The organism is Klebsiella michiganensis, assembly GCF_015139575.1.
Lineage (GTDB): Bacteria > Pseudomonadota > Gammaproteobacteria > Enterobacterales > Enterobacteriaceae > Klebsiella > Klebsiella michiganensis.
In genome coordinates this window covers 5,560,778-5,576,117 of the sequence record NZ_AP022547.1, presented here as the reverse complement: position 1 = coordinate 5,576,117, position 15,340 = coordinate 5,560,778, and the positions used below count along the sequence as shown (strand labels likewise).

Genomic DNA, 15,340 nt, shown 5'->3' with positions numbered 1-15,340 from the left:
TGAGTGAAGCTGAACATGTCTCATCTTGCCCGCTGTTCTCTTTTCCACCCCTTCGGTTTGTGCCAGTATGGTCTGTTGAGTTTTTTCGGTCTGGTTGAGCGTTGTCGGGAGCGAGTGTGAGCAGCAAAGTTGAGCAACTGCATCAGCAGTTAAAAGCACGTATTTTGGTTCTGGATGGGGGCATGGGCACCATGATCCAGAGCTACCGTCTGAGTGAGCAGGACTTTCGCGGCGAGCGCTTTGCCGACTGGCCGTGCGACCTGAAGGGCAACAACGACCTGCTGGTTCTCAGCAAGCCGGATGTGATAACCGCTATCCACGATGCCTATTTTGCGGCCGGGGCGGATATCATTGAAACCAACACCTTTAACTCGACGACCATCGCGATGGCGGATTACCAGATGGAATCCCTGTCGGCGGAAATCAACTTTGTGGCGGCGAAACTGGCCCGCGCCAGCGCCGATGCCTGGACCGCACGCACGCCGGAAAAACCGCGCTACGTCGCAGGGGTCCTCGGCCCGACTAACCGCACGGCGTCCATTTCTCCCGACGTCAACGACCCGGCCTTCCGCAACATCACCTTTGACGGGCTGGTGGAAGCCTACCGTGAATCCACCAAAGCGCTGGTGGAAGGCGGGGCGGATCTGATTTTGATTGAGACGGTGTTCGATACCCTCAACGCCAAAGCGGCGATCTTTGCGGTTAAAGAGGAGTTTGAAGCGCTGGGAGTCGATCTGCCGATTATGATCTCCGGCACTATCACCGACGCCTCCGGGCGCACGCTGTCCGGCCAGACCACCGAAGCCTTTTATAACTCGCTGCGCCACGCCGATGCGCTGACGTTTGGCCTCAACTGCGCTCTGGGGCCGGATGAGCTGCGCCAGTACGTGCAGGAGCTGTCGCGTATCGCCGAATGCTACGTTACCGCCCACCCGAACGCCGGTCTGCCGAACGCCTTTGGCGAATACGACCTGGACGCCGACACGATGGCGGCGCAAATTCGCGAATGGGCTGAAGCCGGATTCCTGAATATTGTCGGCGGCTGCTGCGGCACCACGCCGGAACATATCGCCGCCATGAGCCGCGCGGTGGCCGGCCTGCCGCCGCGCCAGCTGCCGGAAATCCCCGTCGCCTGTCGTCTTTCCGGCCTTGAGCCGCTGAATATCGGCGATGACAGCCTGTTTGTGAACGTCGGCGAACGCACCAACGTTACCGGCTCGGCAAAATTCAAACGCCTGATTAAAGAAGAAAAATATAACGAAGCGCTGGATGTGGCGCGCCAGCAGGTGGAAAGCGGCGCGCAGATTATCGATATCAATATGGATGAGGGGATGCTCGACGCCGAAGCGGCGATGACGCGTTTCCTCAACCTGATCGCCGGTGAGCCGGATATCGCCCGCGTGCCGATTATGATCGACTCCTCCAAATGGGAGGTCATCGAAAAGGGTCTGAAGTGTATTCAGGGTAAAGGCATCGTTAACTCCATCTCGATGAAAGAGGGCGTTGAGCCGTTTATCCAGCATGCGAAAAAGGTGCGCCGCTACGGCGCCGCCGTCGTGGTTATGGCCTTTGATGAAGTGGGCCAGGCCGATACCCGCGAGCGGAAAATTGAAATTTGCCGCCGGGCGTACAAAATTCTCACCGAAGAGGTGGGCTTCCCGCCGGAAGACATCATCTTTGACCCGAATATTTTCGCCGTGGCGACCGGGATTGAAGAGCACAACAACTATGCCCAGGACTTTATCGGCGCCTGCGAAGATATCAAACGCGAACTGCCGCACGCGCTGATCTCCGGCGGCGTCTCTAACGTGTCGTTCTCGTTCCGCGGCAATGACCCGGTGCGCGAGGCGATTCACGCGGTATTCCTCTACTACGCCATCCGCAACGGCATGGACATGGGCATCGTTAACGCCGGCCAGCTGGCGATTTACGACGACCTTCCCGCCGAGCTGCGCGATGCGGTTGAAGATGTGATTCTGAACCGCCGCGATGACGGCACTGAACGTCTGCTCGATCTGGCGGAAAAGTATCGCGGCAGCAAAACCGACGATACCGCCAACGCTCAGCAGGCGGAATGGCGCAGCTGGGACGTCAAAAAACGCCTCGAATACTCGCTGGTTAAAGGCATTACCGAATTTATCGAGCTCGATACCGAAGAAGCCCGCCAGCAGGCCGCGCGTCCGATTGAGGTTATCGAAGGGCCGCTGATGGACGGCATGAACGTGGTCGGCGACCTGTTCGGTGAAGGGAAAATGTTCCTGCCGCAGGTGGTGAAATCCGCCCGCGTCATGAAGCAGGCGGTGGCCTACCTCGAACCCTATATTGAGGCCAGCAAAGAGAAAGGTTCCAGCAACGGCAAGATGGTCATCGCCACCGTGAAGGGTGACGTTCACGACATCGGCAAGAATATTGTCGGCGTGGTGCTGCAGTGTAACAACTACGAAATCGTCGACCTTGGCGTGATGGTGCCTGCGGATAAAATCCTGAAAACCGCCCGCGAGGTTAACGCCGACCTGATTGGCCTCTCCGGGCTGATTACGCCGTCGCTGGATGAGATGGTCAACGTGGCGAAGGAGATGGAGCGTCAGGGCTTTACTATTCCGCTGCTGATTGGCGGCGCAACCACCTCGAAAGCGCACACGGCGGTGAAAATCGAGCAGAACTACAGCGGGCCGACGGTCTACGTGCAGAACGCCTCGCGCACCGTTGGCGTGGTCGCCGCGCTGCTGTCCGATAGCCAGCGCGATGATTTTGTCGCCCGTACCCGCAAAGAGTACGAAACGGTACGTATTCAGCACGGGCGTAAAAAGCCGCGCACCCCACCGGTCACGCTGGAGGCCGCGCGCGATAACGACCTGGCCTTTGACTGGGCAAGCTACACCCCGCCGGTGGCCCATCGTCTGGGCGTGCATGAGGTTGAGGCCAGTATCGAAACCCTGCGTAACTATATCGACTGGACGCCGTTCTTTATGACCTGGTCGCTGGCCGGTAAGTATCCGCGCATTTTGGAAGATGAAGTGGTCGGCGAAGAGGCGCAGCGCCTGTTTAAAGACGCCAACGAACTGCTGGATAAGCTCAGCGCCGGGAAGGCCCTGAATCCGCGCGGCGTGGTGGGGCTGTTCCCGGCTAACCGCGTCGGCGACGATGTTGAAATCTATCGCGATGAAACCCGGACTCACGTGCTGACGGTGGGGCATCATCTGCGCCAGCAGACGGAGAAAGTCGGCTTTGCCAACTACTGCCTGGCGGATTTTGTCGCGCCGAAGCTGTCGGGGAAGGCGGACTATATCGGCGCCTTTGCGGTGACCGGCGGCCTTGAGGAAGACGCGCTGGCCGACGCCTACGAGGCGCAGCACGATGACTACAACAAGATTATGGTGAAGGCGATTGCCGACCGCCTGGCGGAAGCCTTTGCCGAGTATCTGCATGAGCGGGTGCGTAAGGTTTACTGGGGCTATGCGGCGAACGAAAACCTCAGCAACGAGGAGCTGATCCGCGAGAACTACCAGGGAATTCGCCCGGCGCCGGGCTATCCGGCCTGCCCGGAGCACACCGAAAAGGCGACGATCTGGGAACTGCTGGAGGTGGAAAAACGCACCGGCATGAAGCTGACGGAATCTTTTGCCATGTGGCCCGGCGCATCGGTTTCCGGCTGGTACTTCAGCCATCCGGACAGCAAATACTTCGCGGTAGCGCAAATTCAGCGGGACCAGGTGGAAGACTATGCGTTGCGTAAGGGGATGAGCGTGGCGGAAGTGGAGCGCTGGCTGGCGCCGAACCTCGGTTACGATGCCGACTGATCCACCAAACCGTTATCTTTCCTTACAACTAACAGGGCGCTCAATGAGCGCCCTGTCTCTTTATTGTGCGTAAACCCTTATACTGAAGGAAGCTTGCGATCGTTGCCGTCGGATAAGCGAAGCGCTATCCGGCCTGTAACGGTTTATGAGTTTCGGGAACGAATAAATATAAGGAGAAGCTGATTCCGTGTTAACTCTGCTACACCTGTTGTCCGCCGTCGCCCTACTGGTGTGGGGCACCCATATCGTCCGTACCGGCGTGATGCGCGTCTACGGCGCTCGTCTGCGAAGCGTACTCAGCAGCAGCGTGGAGAAAAAACCGCTCGCCTTCTGCGCGGGGATCGGCGTTACCGCGCTGGTGCAGAGCAGCAACGCCACCACCATGCTGGTCACCTCTTTTGTCGCCCAGGATCTGGTGGCGCTGGCCCCTGCGCTGGTGATGGTGCTGGGCGCTGACGTCGGTACCGCGCTGATGGCGAGGGTGCTGACCTTCGATCTGTCCTGGCTTTCGCCGCTGCTGATTTTTATCGGCGTGATTTTCTTCCTTGGGCGCAAGCAAACGCGCGCGGGCCAGCTCGGGCGCGTGGGGATTGGTCTGGGCTTGATTCTGCTAGCGCTGGAGCTGATCGTGCAGGCGGTGCATCCCATCACCCAGGCTAACGGCGTACAGGTGATTTTCGCCTCGTTGACCGGCGATATTATGCTGGATGCGCTGATCGGCGCGGTGTTTGCCATCATCAGCTATTCAAGCCTGGCAGCGGTGCTGCTGACCGCAACGTTAACCGCCACCGGCGTGATTTCGTTTCCGGTGGCGCTGTGCCTGGTGATCGGCGCCAACCTCGGATCCGGGCTGCTGGCCATGCTAAACAACAGCGGCGCCAATGCCGCTGCGCGCCGCGTGGCGCTCGGCAGCCTGCTGTTTAAGCTGGTGGGTAGCCTGATTATCCTGCCGTTTGTGCATCTGTTGGCAAACGTCATGGATGAGCTTCCGCTGCAAAAATCCGAACTGGTTATCTATTTCCACGTCTTCTACAACCTCATCCGCTGTATCGCCATGGTGCCGTTTGCCGGCCCCATGGCTAACCTCTGTAAGCGTCTGATTCGCGATGAGCCCGAGCTGGACGCGCGGCTGAAGCCGAAGCATCTTGATACTTCGGCGCTGGATACGCCCGCCCTGGCGCTGGCCAATGCCGCTCGCGAAACCCTGCGTATTGGCGATGCCATGGAGCAGATGCTGGAAAGCCTGCATAAAGTGATGCACGGCGAGCCGCGTGAGGAGAAAGAGCTGCGGCGGATGGCGGACGATATCAACGTACTTTACACCGCCATTAAGCTCTATCTGGCGCGGATGCCGAAAGAGGAGCTGGCGGATGAGGAGTCCCGCCGCTGGGCGGAAATTATCGAAATGGCGCTTAACCTCGAGCAGGCTTCGGATATCGTCGAAAGAATGGGCAGCGAGATCGCCGATAAATCGCTGGCCGCGCGGCGCGCGTTCTCCATGGAGGGATTAAAAGAGCTGGATGCCCTCTACGAGCAGCTGCTCAGCAATCTGCAGCTGGCGATGTCGGTCTTCTTCTCCGGCGACGTGCCGAGCGCCCGCCGCCTGCGCCGCAGCAAGCATCGTTTTCGTATCATGAACCGTCGTTACTCGCATGCCCACGTTGACCGCCTGCATCAGCAAAACGTGCAGAGTATTGAGACCAGTACGCTGCACCTGGCGCTGCTGGGCGATATGAAGCGTCTGAATTCACTGTTCTGCTCGGTGGCCTATAGCGTGATGGAGCAGCCGGATGAGGACGATGAGCGCGATGATTATTAAGCGCTGATGTGCCGCCTGACATCCCCGGCTCGCGCTGCGCTTAGCCGGGCTACAGGTATACCGCGGTCTGCGGGATGGTAGCCCGGACAGATGCGCAGCATCGCCTCCGGGGAATTATGCCACTCTGCGCTTTGCTCCCGGGGACGGCGCAGAGCGCCTTGCCCGGGCTACGAGATCTCCACCGTCTGCGGGATGGTAGCCCGGACAGATGCGCAGCATCGCCTCCGGGTAATTATGCCACTCTGCGCTTTGCTCCCGGGGGCGGCGCAGAGCGCCTTGCCCGGGCTACGAGTTCTCCACCGTCTGCGGGATGGTAGCCCGGACAGGCGCGCAGCATCGCCTCCGGGTAATTATGCCACTCTGCGCTTTGCTCCCGGGGACGGCGCAGAGCGCCTTGCCCGGGCTACGAGTTCTTCACCGTCTGCGGGATGGTAGCCCGGACAGGCGCGCAGCGCCGCCTCCGGGAAACGTGCGCACGGGGTTTAGAAACGATGACCGGCGTTGAGGGTCACCGCGTCTTCTCCGGCTCTGAATACCAGCGTTGGATTCGGGCCGCCAAGGGTAGCGTGGCCCTGCGTCACCTGTATCCAGTTGCCTTCCGGCAGGCCGATAATCGTCAGCTCTGGCGCAACCACCAGCAGCTCGCGGATCCGCTGTTCGCGGGTCTCGCCTTTATGGCCTTCCGGCAGCGCGTTGGTGAAATGCGGGTTAATTTGCAGCGGGAACAGCCCCAGCGCAGCAAAACCGTTAGGGTCGACAATCGGCATATCGTTAGTGGTGCGAATCGTCGGGCAGGCCAGGTTAGCGCCCGCGCTCCAGCCGATATACAGCGCCCCGCGCTTCACCACATCCACCATCGGCGCCAGCAGGCCGCGTTCGCGGCACTCTTTCAGCAGCTGAAAGGTATTGCCGCCGCCGACGATAACTATCTCCGCATTCTCAATCGCCGACACCGGGTCCGCGACGCTGTGAATACCGGTAACCGTAACGCCCATTGGGCTGAAGACGGCGGCGGTTTTCGCGGTGTAATCATCCCAGGTTTGCGTCACCCCGGCAAAAGGGATGAATACCGCAGAACGGCGGCCATTTAGCTGCCCGGCAATGGTCGGCAGCGCATGTTCCAGCCAGGCTTTGCCCGGCAGCGTTGAGTTACTCAATAGCAGCAGTTCCATTATTTCTCCATTTGACCAGATGATTATTCGGGCAGAGATGTTATCACAGGATATCTTACCGCTTGCTGACGTGGCTCACGCTGGGACGCGCTGAGCAAAGCGGAACGGCGATTATTGGCGCAGGGATTCTCTGAATTAATCTGGAAAGTGCCTCGCAGAGTGACTCTACCGGGCGTGACAGGCTAGCGGGAACCGCTTAGTTTTACGTTGATGATTCACAGGCAAAGGAGGGGCTGCGCTGCGCGATGCAATCGACTTTCTGATCAACGGTTATTAGAGCGCCCTCCCTGGCGCTCTCCGTTTTGCCCTTATCCTCTGGCAAAGGCCGCGGCTTCAGCGACCAGCGCCGCGTCCGGACGCACGCCGGTGTAGAGCGCAAACTGCTCCACCGCCTGCAGGGCAATCACCTCCGCACCGCTGATAACGCGCTTGTCCAGCCTCTGCGCCAGCTTGATGAGCGGGGTTTCCGGCGGCAGAGCGACCACGTCAAATATCACGTCGGCCCGTTCCACCATCGTCGGGCTAAAGGCCAGAGTTTCGCTTTCCGCGCCGCCCGCCATGCCGAGCGGCGTGACGTTAACCAGAATATCCGCCGCGATTCCCTCCGGCCTGGGCTGCCACTGAAAACCGTACTGCTTTGCCAGCGCCAGGCCGCGCTCGCGATGGCGGGCGGCGATAATCACATCGCGGAAACCGGCATCGCGGAAGGCGGCGATGACCGCTTTGCCCATTCCGCCGCTGCCCTGGATCATCACTTTGGCTGAGGAATCGAGCTGATAGCTGTCAATCAGGCTTTTCACCGCGATATAGTCGGTATTCAGCCCGGTCAGCCTGCCGTCGTCGTTGACGATGGTGTTGACCGAATCAATCGCCTTTGCCGAAGGGTCAAGCGCGTCAAGATACGCTATGCAGCTCTCTTTAAACGGCATAGAGACCGCGCAGCCGCGAATCCCTAATGCGCGCACGCCGTTTACCGCCGCGGCTATATCCTGGGTCGTAAACGCTTTATAGATATAGTTCAGCCCCAGCTTTTCATACAGGTAGTTATGAAAGCGGGTGCCGAAGTTACCCGGGCGACCGGCCAGCGACATGCACAGCAGCGTATCGCGATCAATCATGAGCAATATCCTCCGCGTGGGCCAGAAGATACTCTTCCGCCTCTTTTGACCAGATACCGTGGTGACGTTCCATAATCGCCGCCAGCTGCGGGTCGCTAATGTTTCCCAGCGGCGTAAGCGGAATGTTTTTTCCGGTATAAACCAGCTTCTTACCGCCGCCTACCGCCGGTAAATCCAGGGTGGTCGCGCCCGCCGCGTTCAGCCCCAGAATATGAGTCACCACCTTCGCGGTCTGCACCTTTTTCTCCTGCATCAGCGCTACGGCGGCGCGCATATCGTCGGTATTGCCGCCGGAGGTGCCCACGTAGTGGGTGAAGGCGTAATGCACATCGTAAAAATTGATCGGTGCGCTGAACTGCTTATCCTGCGGGCCGGCAAAAAAGTTCAGGCAGCCGTCCGGGGCCAGCAGCGAGGATGCCAGGGTGATGAGCTGTTCGTTAGGGACGAAGACGAAGATATCGTCAAAGCCGTGGCCGCCGGAGAGCGCCATCAGCGTTTCGCGGCTGGCGTCGCGCCCATCCAGATAGTGGATCAGCGTTTGCGGCTCGGAGGGATAGTGCTGGCGCGCATAGCTGAGCTTTGGCTTATTGGTATCGGTGACCACCAGCAGCGCCGGGTTGATCGGGCCATGCAGCGCGTAGTCGATGGCCAGCAGACCCATCGGGCCGGTGCCGCCGAGGATCAGCGTGCGGCCCTGCGGGCGAATGCCCATCACATGGTTATAGCTGCCTTCCTGCAGATGATAGTTGGCGTTGAAGGCGCCAATCACGCAGGAAAGCGGCTCCACCAGCGAGCCTTCAAACCAGGTATCGCCTTCCCAGGAAAGCAAACAATCCTGTTCCATCACCTCGTTGGGGATCACCACGTGGGTGGCTTCGCCGCCGATCCATGGAAAAGAATAACCGGGGCAGTCCGGGCGATCCGGCAGCTGCAGGTTGGCCTGAATCACATAGCGCTGGCCGGCGTGAAACTTGTGCTGCCACTTTTTGCCGACGGCGATAATCTCCCCGCAGAACTCATGGCCGATAATGATTGGGTTGGTCGCCACATCGTCAGGCACCTTTTTGTGGTCCTCGCCCTGATTCGCCTCTTTCCACGAGGAGAGGCACAGGCTGTCGGTGACCACCCTGGCGAGGATTTCATCATCCTGCATCGCCGGGAGTTCGAAGGTTTCCAGGCGCAGGTCGCGTTTGCCGTACAGGCGCAGGGCTGTTGTTGTTTGCATGTTTACCACCTCATCCCCTTCATCTTTCGCATGACGGCTGCGAAATCTTTTGGGTCTAACTTGTTGAAGTAGCCCCGGCATCGCCGGGGCGGAAAAATCAGGACAGGAAGCCCAGCGCGTTACCGATAATCCCCAAACCGAAGAGGGCGAAAATCAGCCATACCGGGTTCACTTTCTTATTGAGCAGGCGCACCATCAGCAGCGTCAGGCCCAGAGCCAGCAGGCCGGGGCAGAGCTGATCGAGGATGTCCTGTACGGTCATGGTGACGGTCGAGCCGTCGGCGCCCGGGGTTTGCGAGACCACCAGCGGGACGTTGATGGTGGTCCACTTGGTCACCAGCACGCCCATCACAAACAGGCCAAGAATGGAGGCGCCTTCGGTTAGTTTTTGCAGCAGGTTGCCGCCCATATCGCTGACGATATTGACCCCTTTACGGAAGCCGAGCTGCAGCCCGTACCACTTCATCGCCAGACGTACCGCGTTGAAAATAAAGAAGAACAGCAGCGGTCCAAGAATATTGCCGGAGAGCGCCAGCGAGGCGCCGAGGGCGGCGGTAATCGGCCGCAGCGTGCCCCATACCAGCGGGTCGCCCACGCCTGCCAGCGGCCCCATCAGGCCAACTTTGATCCCGTTGATGGCGCCATCGTCGATAGCGGCGCCGTTGGCCCGGGCTTCCTCCATCGCGGCGGTGACGCCAATCACCGGCCCGCAGACTGCCGGAGTGGTGTTGAAGAACACCAGATGGCGCTTCAGCGCGGCGACCTGATCCTCTTTCAGCGGGTAGAGGCGCTTGATGGCCGGGATCATGTCGTAGCAGAAGCCAAGCCCGTGAATACGTTCGAAGTTGAATGACGCCTGCTGCAGGTTGGAGCGCAGAAACATGCTCACCAGGTCGCCTTGGGTAATTTTTCTCTGTTCCATGTTGGGCTCCATCAGTCGTCAAGCTGGTCAAGGGCAGTGGAAGAGGTGGCGGCGGCCTGCGGTTCGGGTTTACGCCACTGCGGATTAAGCTGGATATAAATCAGCGCGATGATGACCCCGACGCCGCCGAAGGCCAGCAGGCTAAAGTCGAGATAGCCGCCCGCGAGGAAGCCGAGGAAGAAGAAGGGCATCAGATACTTCACGCCCATCATGCGCAGCACCATGGCGTAGCCGACCACCACGATAAAACCGCCGGCGATTTGCAGACCGCGGGTGACGAATTCCGGAATGGCGTTGAGCATATTGCTGACCATATCCGCGCTGACAAACAGAGAAACGATGAGTGCGGGAATGGCGACGCGCAGCGCCTGAACGCCCAGCGCAGACACGTGCAGCAGATCGATTGTTCTGAAGCGCGCCTCTTCCGCGGCCTTATCCGCCGCGTGCTGGAACACCACGGTAATGGTGCGGGCGAACACGGTGAGCACCTGACCTGCGGCAGCGACCGGCAGCGCAATCGCTATTCCGGTAGCGATGCTTTGCTGGCCCACGATCACCAGGATGGCGGAGATAATGCTGGCTAACGCCGAATCCGGAGACTGCGCCGCGCCGACGTTCATCCAGCCGAGCGCGATCAGCTCCAGCGTCCCGCCGAGCATAATCCCGGTTTTTAGATCGCCGAGAATTAAGCCAATCACGGTACAGGCGATTAATGGCCGGTGCGTCTGGAATTCATCCAGCACGCTGCCCATCCCGGCAATACAGGAAAAAATAAATATGGCGATTATTTGTAGGGTACTTATTTCCATAATTTGTCACCTTGAGGGTATAGAAATCCCTGCCTTTTACGGCATTTACACGATGTTCTTCAGGCTGCCTCTTTGTTGACTGCATTCTCTCGCCCCAGTCACATAGTTAGCTATGCTGCTGGTGACTCGCTCATTTGCCGCCGCGATGCATCCAGAATGATAGTGTGTAATAAAAGGCGCGTTTTATTATTCTGTAACGGACTGCTCTGCTATTTTATCGAGAATATTAACCGACGGATCCGAAGCCACGACGCGTAAATCAAGCTTAACGCCCAGAGTATCTAACTGCTGAAAGGCATTAATATCCGCTGCGTCTAATGACACCGCTTTGGTTAACTGTTTTTTACCCGGTCGCCAGGCCATGCCGCCAATATTCAGCGTGGCTATTTTGACGCCCTGCTGCACCATGGTTAATACGTCCTGCGGATTAGTGAATAAATAAAAAACCGTTTCGTCCTGATATTGCGGGTTGTGATAAACGGCGACGGCTTTCTCGATATTCACCACATTGACCTTCATGCCCGGCGGCGCGGCCTGGCGAAGCAGCGTGCGGCGAACGTCGTCGTTATACACGTCGTCATTACAGATAATGATGCGCTGGGCGTTGGCCACTTTTGACCAAACGGTGGTGACCTGGCCGTGAATCAGGCGGTCATCAATGCGTGCGAGCGTAATGTTCATCAGAAATCCTCCTCAACGGTTTCCGGTTGCCGCCAGGTGACGCAGCACTGGCTGGCGATGGTCTCAAGATGTTGGCACAGTGCTTCTGCATTCATCGTTTGCTGGTTATCGACCAGCTCCAGAGCCAGCGGTAGCGACAGGCCGCTGATGACCCGAAGCTGTGGGTTGCGCATCGCCAGGCCGGCGGCGGCGTTCCACGGGCTGCCGCACTGTAGATCGACGGCGATGAGCCACTCCTCCTCTTTGTGAGTACTTACCAACTTTTCAAGCTTATCGGCGATATCGCCCGCGTTTTCCCCCGGTACAAACGCCACGGCGCTGACGTGGACATCGCCGTAAACCATGCGCACCGAGTCGAGCATGGCGCAGGCCAGCTGACCGTGAGCGCAGAAGATGACGTTAACCATGTTTCCCCCTTAGCCGCGCGTTTTGCCGCCCGCAATGTTAGTGGTTACTCCGGTAATGTAGCTGGCGCGCTCTGAGAGCAGATAGCAAACAAAATCAGCAACTTCGCTGAGACGGCCGGAGCGACCAACAGGAATCGCATTTTTGCTATAGCCTTCGCGCAGCTGTTCGACGGTGATATTGCGGGTCCAGGCCAGCGCTTCTTCATATTCCGGCGTACGCAGCCCGGTTTTTTCCAGAATGCCCGGCGCAACGCCTACGACGCGAATACCGTGCTTGCCCAGCTCTTTCGACCAGGAGCGGGTAAAGCTGTTCAGCGCGGCTTTGGTCGCGGCGTAGCAGCTCTGGCCTTCAGAGCCTTCGAGACCGCTTTCTGACGAGACGTTAACAATCACGCCGCTGCGCTGTTTAACCATCTGGCGCGCCACCGCCTGCGACATCAGGAACACGCCTTTCTGGTTGATATTGACCATTTTTTCGAAAGCCGCTTCATTTAATTCATAGCGACCGGACGGCGCTTTCTCATCGACTAATAAACGCGGGAAGTTGACGCCGGCGTTATTGACTAAACCATCAATGCGGCCAAAGCGCTGAATAATACTGTCGACGGTTTTATTCACTTCGCTGGCGCTGGAAATATCGGTTGGCCAGAAATTATAATTATCGCGATCCTGATGTTTGTCGCCGCCGTGAATATCGCTCATCTGCACGTTTGCGCCCTGGGCTAATAACTCATCGACAATCGCCAGGCCGATTCCTGATGCGCCGCCGGTCACGATAATTATTTTGTCTTTTAAATTTAACCATGTATTCATTATCGACTCCTGTTTCTTTAGATAAAGGGATCCCCCGCAGCAGCGCTGCGTGAAATCATATTCTTGACATTTACTTCAGTAATGACTCAGCGGTTTCTCGATTCGTCACCAGACAATTAATGTAATGACCGTTTAAGGCGCCAAGAATCCCGGCGTATTTCTCCTCGCCCATGGCGATACCCACCGAGTAGCGCGCCTGCTTGAGTTTCGCCATCTCGATAGAGAGCGTTTTTTCGCTCATGGCGGTTTCGACCAGCGCGCCATCAATGTTGTAAAAACGCGAACAGATATCGCCGGCGACCTGGCGAGCGTTGAGATCGTCGCTCTCTTCACTGCCGTAAAATGCATGCCAGTTGGCGCCGTCGCGGATCGCCGGAGAACCAATGCCCACCAGCGCGACGTCCAGGTTATCCCAGTAGGAGGCAATCGTTTTAAAATGCCGGGACTGCATAATACCGTTGCGAATTAATGTGTTATCCAGCAGTGCCGGGAAATCAGCGAGATGAGATTCCGCTTTCAGCTTCGCCGCTGCGCCGTAGGTCAGCGTATTCACGTGGTAGCGACTTTCCAGTTTTCCGGAGGGGCCGCCGATAATCGGCACGCAGATAACCTGACGGGACTGGCTGGCCTGCGGCAGATTCTCCACCAGCGCGCGCACCGCCCGACCCCAGGAGAAGCCGACGATATCGCCCGGCTCCAGCAGCCTGTCGACCAATTGCGCGCCATGCAGGCCGATAAGATTGAGCTGATCCTCCTCCAGCAGTGAGTCGCAGGCCGCCACCACCGCCTCTTTGAGCCCGAATTTTTGTTTTAGCTGCTGCTCAAGCCACAGATTTTCGTTGTAGTCGTAGTTGATGGCGATAGTGACGATACCCTGCTCGCGGCCGCGCTTCAGCAGACGGCTGATAGTGGTGCGGTATATCCCCAGCTCGCGGGCAATCTGCGCCTGGGTCATATCCTGCTCATAGTAGAGCTGGGCGATTTTCACGATCAGACGAATATCGTCGCTGTTTTCCATCGTCACTGTCGGCTCCTGCACATTTGTGCAAATGGGAGAGTTGCTGTCATGATCTGATATAACCCCATCAGCGACCCGCTTCAAAGAAATTTTCCTCTATTTCATGATGATGTTCCGACCGTTTCTGTTGCACATTTGCGTTGCTTACCGGTGGTTTATGGCACCTTTGTGCCGGACGTGATAAGAGCCTGATTCTGCTTTGTTTCGCCGGGCAAAGTTGCCGGGCTTTCATGGGCACACTTTTGTGTTGAAAGGCGTGGCAGATCACATTTAGCGGCAGGCGACGAGAGCGCGATTCTTTTTTATCGCCCGCAAGGTAGGGTATATTTCGCTTTTACAGGAGATTTTATGCTGCCCGACTCATCAACCCGACTCAATAAATACATCAGCGAAAGCGGAATTTGCTCGCGTCGTGAAGCCGATCGCTTTATCGAACAAGGCAACGTTTTTATCAACGGCAAGCGCGCTACCATCGGCGACCAGGTTAAAGCGGGCGACGTGGTAAAAGTCAATGGCCGGTTGATTGAGCCGCGCGAAGCGGACGATCTGGTCCTGATTGCGCTGAATAAACCGGTTGGCATCGTCAGCACTACCGAAGACGGCGAACGCGACAACATCGTTGATTTCGTAAACCACAGCAAACGCGTTTTCCCCATCGGTCGCCTGGATAAAGACTCCCAGGGGCTGATCTTTCTGACCAACCATGGCGATCTGGTGAATAAAATCCTGCGCGCCGGTAACGATCACGAAAAAGAGTATCTGGTTACCGTTGATAAGCCGGTGACCGATGAGTTTATCCGCGGCATGGGGGCGGGCGTACCGATTCTCGGCACGGTGACGAAGAAGTGCAAAGTGAAAAAAGAAGCGCCGTTTGTGTTCCGCATTACCCTGGTGCAGGGGCTGAATCGCCAGATCCGCCGGATGTGCGAACACTTTGGCTATGAAGTGACGAAGCTTGAGCGGACGCGGATCATGAACGTCAGCCTGACGGGGATCCCGCTGGGAGAGTGGCGCGATCTGACCGACGATGAGCTGATCGATCTTTTCAAACTGATTGAAAACTCGTCTTCAGAAGCGAAACCGAAGGCAAAAGCGAAGCCGAAAACGGCCGGCATCAAGCGTCCCGTCGTGGCGATTGAAAAAACCAGCGACAAGTCCTCCCGCCCGGCGTCGAACGGCAAACGCTTTACCGCGCCGGGGCGCAAGAAGAAAGGGCGTTAACGTCTGCCGCGCGTCAGGGTATTTGCCGACCAGGAAAACGAGGCCTCTGCGTCCGGTTTATAAGCCTGCTTTTTCTTCAGCTGGCGGGCTTTCTTAGCCTCGGCCTCGCGCAGGGCCATCAGTTTATCGATGTACTCTTTTTTCACGCTATTGGTTTCAGCGTTGGTCAGCGGACGGCCATGGGCGATGCGCGCGCGGTCGAGCAGGGTTTTCAGTTCGCGCTGTTCGCGCTCGGTCATCTCTTTTTGCGTGATGCGGGGGAGTGCCATAGTGGTGCCCTCAATTAGCCTGTGGTTTCAGTGTACGGTATTGGGGCTGACGTCTCACGGTAAATT

The 15,340-nt window shown here is 57.9% G+C and carries 13 protein-coding genes; 3 read left to right on the top strand and 10 right to left on the bottom strand.

The window, feature by feature from the left end; all coding sequences use genetic code 11:
* Positions 1–116 precede the first annotated feature (116 nt).
* Positions 117–3,800, top strand: a complete 3,684-nt coding sequence (metH, locus tag JLG71_RS26070; RefSeq protein ID WP_025107717.1) for a methionine synthase — start codon at positions 117–119, stop codon at positions 3,798–3,800.
* A 187-nt stretch (positions 3,801–3,987) separates the two neighbouring features.
* The gene (locus tag JLG71_RS26065; protein ID WP_009651734.1) at positions 3,988–5,619 is read left to right on the top strand and encodes a Na/Pi cotransporter family protein; all 1,632 of its coding nucleotides are present in this window, start codon (positions 3,988–3,990) and stop codon (positions 5,617–5,619) included.
* A gap of 482 nt (positions 5,620–6,101) precedes the next feature.
* Here the strand turns inward: JLG71_RS26065 and pepE are convergent, their stop codons facing one another.
* The 9 genes from pepE to JLG71_RS26020 all read right to left on the bottom strand — a co-directional run bounded on the left by pepE (position 6,102) and on the right by JLG71_RS26020 (position 13,784).
* On the bottom strand, positions 6,102–6,791 hold the full coding sequence (pepE, locus tag JLG71_RS26060) for a dipeptidase PepE (protein ID WP_014227515.1): 690 nt from the start codon (positions 6,789–6,791) through the stop codon (positions 6,102–6,104).
* 308 nt (positions 6,792–7,099) lie between these two features.
* On the bottom strand, positions 7,100–7,909 hold the full coding sequence (locus tag JLG71_RS26055) for a shikimate 5-dehydrogenase (RefSeq protein WP_032719358.1): 810 nt from the start codon (positions 7,907–7,909) through the stop codon (positions 7,100–7,102).
* Positions 7,902–9,134: an L-sorbose 1-phosphate reductase gene (sorE, locus tag JLG71_RS26050; RefSeq protein WP_025107714.1), complete on the bottom strand. Its 1,233-nt coding sequence runs from the start codon at positions 9,132–9,134 to the stop codon at positions 7,902–7,904. The genes JLG71_RS26055 and sorE overlap by 8 nt, the downstream gene beginning before the upstream one ends.
* 97 nt (positions 9,135–9,231) lie before the next feature.
* On the bottom strand, positions 9,232–10,056 hold the full coding sequence (locus tag JLG71_RS26045; RefSeq protein WP_004097717.1) for a PTS system mannose/fructose/sorbose family transporter subunit IID: 825 nt from the start codon (positions 10,054–10,056) through the stop codon (positions 9,232–9,234).
* Between the two features lie 11 nt (positions 10,057–10,067).
* Positions 10,068–10,865 carry a PTS mannose/fructose/sorbose transporter subunit IIC gene (locus tag JLG71_RS26040; RefSeq protein WP_025107713.1) on the bottom strand — a complete coding sequence of 266 codons (798 nt, stop codon included), beginning with the start codon at positions 10,863–10,865 and terminating at the stop codon, positions 10,068–10,070.
* Positions 10,866–11,051: 186 nt separating this feature from the next.
* Positions 11,052–11,546: a mannose/fructose/sorbose PTS transporter subunit IIB gene (locus tag JLG71_RS26035; RefSeq protein WP_025107712.1), complete on the bottom strand. Its 495-nt coding sequence runs from the start codon at positions 11,544–11,546 to the stop codon at positions 11,052–11,054.
* Complete coding sequence (locus JLG71_RS26030; protein ID WP_014227521.1) at positions 11,546–11,953, bottom strand: mannose/fructose/sorbose PTS transporter subunit IIA; 408 nt, start codon at positions 11,951–11,953, stop codon at positions 11,546–11,548. Before JLG71_RS26030 ends, JLG71_RS26035 begins: the two co-directional genes overlap by 1 nt.
* Positions 11,954–11,962: 9 nt before the next feature.
* Entirely contained in the window at positions 11,963–12,766 is an 804-nt protein-coding gene (locus JLG71_RS26025; RefSeq protein ID WP_025107711.1) for an SDR family oxidoreductase, read from the bottom strand.
* A gap of 70 nt (positions 12,767–12,836) precedes the next feature.
* Positions 12,837–13,784, bottom strand: a complete 948-nt coding sequence (locus JLG71_RS26020) for a sugar-binding transcriptional regulator (RefSeq protein WP_014227523.1) — start codon at positions 13,782–13,784, stop codon at positions 12,837–12,839.
* A 348-nt stretch (positions 13,785–14,132) separates the two neighbouring features.
* On the opposite strand from JLG71_RS26020, the gene rluF reads away from it, so the two are divergent.
* The gene (gene rluF / locus JLG71_RS26015; protein ID WP_014227524.1) at positions 14,133–15,005 is read left to right on the top strand and encodes a 23S rRNA pseudouridine(2604) synthase RluF; all 873 of its coding nucleotides are present in this window, start codon (positions 14,133–14,135) and stop codon (positions 15,003–15,005) included.
* On the opposite strand, the gene JLG71_RS26010 is transcribed toward rluF, so the two are convergent.
* Positions 15,002–15,274 carry a DUF3811 domain-containing protein gene (locus JLG71_RS26010; protein WP_200913896.1) on the bottom strand — a complete coding sequence of 91 codons (273 nt, stop codon included), beginning with the start codon at positions 15,272–15,274 and terminating at the stop codon, positions 15,002–15,004. The two genes, rluF and JLG71_RS26010, sit on opposite strands and share 4 nt — an antisense overlap.
* Positions 15,275–15,340: the final 66 nt, after the last annotated feature.